The sequence below is a fragment of the Candidatus Pelagibacter communis genome (assembly GCF_001180205.1).
Taxonomy (GTDB): domain Bacteria; phylum Pseudomonadota; class Alphaproteobacteria; order Pelagibacterales; family Pelagibacteraceae; genus Pelagibacter; species Pelagibacter ubique_O.
The window spans coordinates 1-2,176 of the sequence record NZ_CVSU01000115.1 but is presented as its reverse complement, the minus strand read 5'-3'; the positions used below and the strand labels follow the sequence as shown (position 1 = coordinate 2,176).

Below are 2,176 nucleotides of genomic sequence, written 5' to 3'. Positions count from 1 at the left end.
TGAGAGTTTGAATATCTATTTTAATATTCTTGTTTAATCTCATATCTTCGTTATCTTTCCAGATACCAGCAGCTAAATGCATAATTCCAATTTTATAATTAGGTAAATAAGGCTCTACCCATGTATCTTTATCTTCATCAAACTTTGGCAAAAGATTACTGGTAATCCAATTACAGTTTAAAGGAAGAAATTCAGTTTCGACATTATCAACATAAACAGACATATTCATCGCTAATTGTTCAGAGCCAAATATTTCTCCACCTTTAAGTGTTTGCTTTAAGTTTTCCTGCCATGAATTCCAACACATTGAATTTTTTTCTAATGAAAAAACACCAATATTGATATGAGGAGCAAAGGCTAACTTTCTAGCTTTTTCTAAACTAATATTGGATTTTATTGCGTGTTTAAAATTTTGAGATTTAATAATTGCTAGTTTTCCAAAAACCCAATTCACTCTTGAAGTAATCTTGTAACCAGGTCCGATAGTTTGTGTAATTCCTAACTTACCATTTTCACACGCTTTAAAATAAAGCTCAACTGATTGCCAATCATTTACCCAAGCATCACAATCAATCCATAAATATTTTTCATAGCTTGGAAAATATTTCGGTAAAAAAGCCCTAGATACTTGGCTCTTTAACCATTCACGTCCTTTGATTTTACTATCTGGAACTTTAATATCCCATTCTGCTGGTTTTATTTCATCTACTTTTGATGATAATTCTGTTTTTTGATCATCTGATAAACCAGCATCCAAAATACATATTGCAACTTCAGAGCTCTCTTTAAATCTTTTAATAGAGTCTATTAGCTCATTTAATAAAGGGAAATAATTTGAATCAGCTAATGATACAATGACATTTTTTTTCATCACAAAATATCTTCAAGATCGTCATCTTCATCTTTATAATACCGATCTTCGTTTTGTTTTTTTAATTTTTGATAATGAAAAAAACTTATTGGAAGCATACATAAGTATATGATTGCACTAATAGATATAACATTAAATGGATATATTAAAAGTAATCCAAAAAATAAAACTATTCCAAATAATAGAAAAATAGTTGCCTTTCTTTGAATTACAATTTTTTTAAATGAATAACTTGGAAATTTGCTGATCAATAACAGAGATGTTGCAATAAAAAAAACTGGAACGACAACATCATAATTTATCTTTATAAAATCAAAGCTTGTAAGACTAAATATCAATGGAGTTAAAACTAAAATACCTCCTGCAGGTGATGGAACTCCTTCAAAAAAATTATCTCTCCAAGAAGGTGCTTGACCTGCATTTACATTGAAACGAGCTAAACGTAATGCAACACAAATTACATATATTAAACATAACAACCATCCAAACCTTCCAAGTGTATTTAATTTCCAGAAATACATAATAAATGCTGGGGCTACTCCAAAACTTATCATATCCGTAAGAGAGTCTAGTTCTTTACCAACTTTTGATGTTCCTTTAATTAATCTTGCTATTCTTCCATCTAATCCATCAATAAGAGCAGCAAACATAATTGCTATAATTGCAAATTCAAATTTTCCATCTAATGCAAATCTTATTGATGACAAACCTATACAAACTCCAATAAGAGTTAGCATGTTAGGCAAAATCACTCTTGCGTTAGTTTTTTTATCTGTAACAATTTTTAAATTGTTTTTTGGTTGTTCCATAAGTTAATTTTTAGCCAGCAGTGTTTCTCCTGAAATTGCTGTTTGACCAACTTTTACTAGTGGTTCATAATTTTCATAATAAACGTCTGCTCTACTACCAAATCTAATCATCCCAATTCTATCACCTTGATTTAATTCCTGATTTTTATTTGTTTCGCAAACTATTCTTCTTGCAACTAATCCTGCAATTTGAACGACTACAATATCATTCCCATGTTTATCTTTAATTTTATAATAATTCCTCTCATTGTCTTCACTTGCTTTATCTAAAGATGCATTTAAAAATTTACCTGGTTTATATAAAATATCCTCAACAATACCTGAGCAAGGTGTTCTGTTTACATGACAATCAAATACGTTCATAAAAATACTTATTTTTTTAAATTTTTTATTTTCTAGTCCAAGTTCTTTTGGTCCATCCACTTCCTCAACTTTAATCACTTCTCCATCTGCAGGGCTGACTAGATAGCTATCATTGCCTATAATTGTTCTTTCC

3 protein-coding genes are annotated in these 2,176 nt (G+C 29.7%); all 3 read right to left on the bottom strand.

All coding sequences use genetic code 11. The annotated features are described in order from the left end of the window. The coding region (locus AMO08_RS05265; protein WP_075485902.1) for a glycosyltransferase at positions 1 to 871 on the bottom strand (871 nt) is incomplete at its 3' end. Next, entirely contained in the window at positions 871 to 1,680 is an 810-nt protein-coding gene (gene pssA / locus AMO08_RS05260; protein ID WP_075485900.1) for a CDP-diacylglycerol--serine O-phosphatidyltransferase, read from the bottom strand. The genes AMO08_RS05265 and pssA, both read right to left, overlap by 1 nt. Before the next feature lie 3 nt (positions 1,681 to 1,683). Beyond that, the coding region (locus AMO08_RS05255; protein ID WP_075485898.1) for a phosphatidylserine decarboxylase at positions 1,684 to 2,176 on the bottom strand (493 nt) is incomplete at its 5' end.

Bases quoted from the DNA above. Each gene is read 5' to 3' on its own strand.
- pssA (WP_075485900.1), bottom strand. From the start codon at position 1,680: ATGGAACAACCAAAAAACAATTTAAAAATTGTTACAGATAAAAAAACT.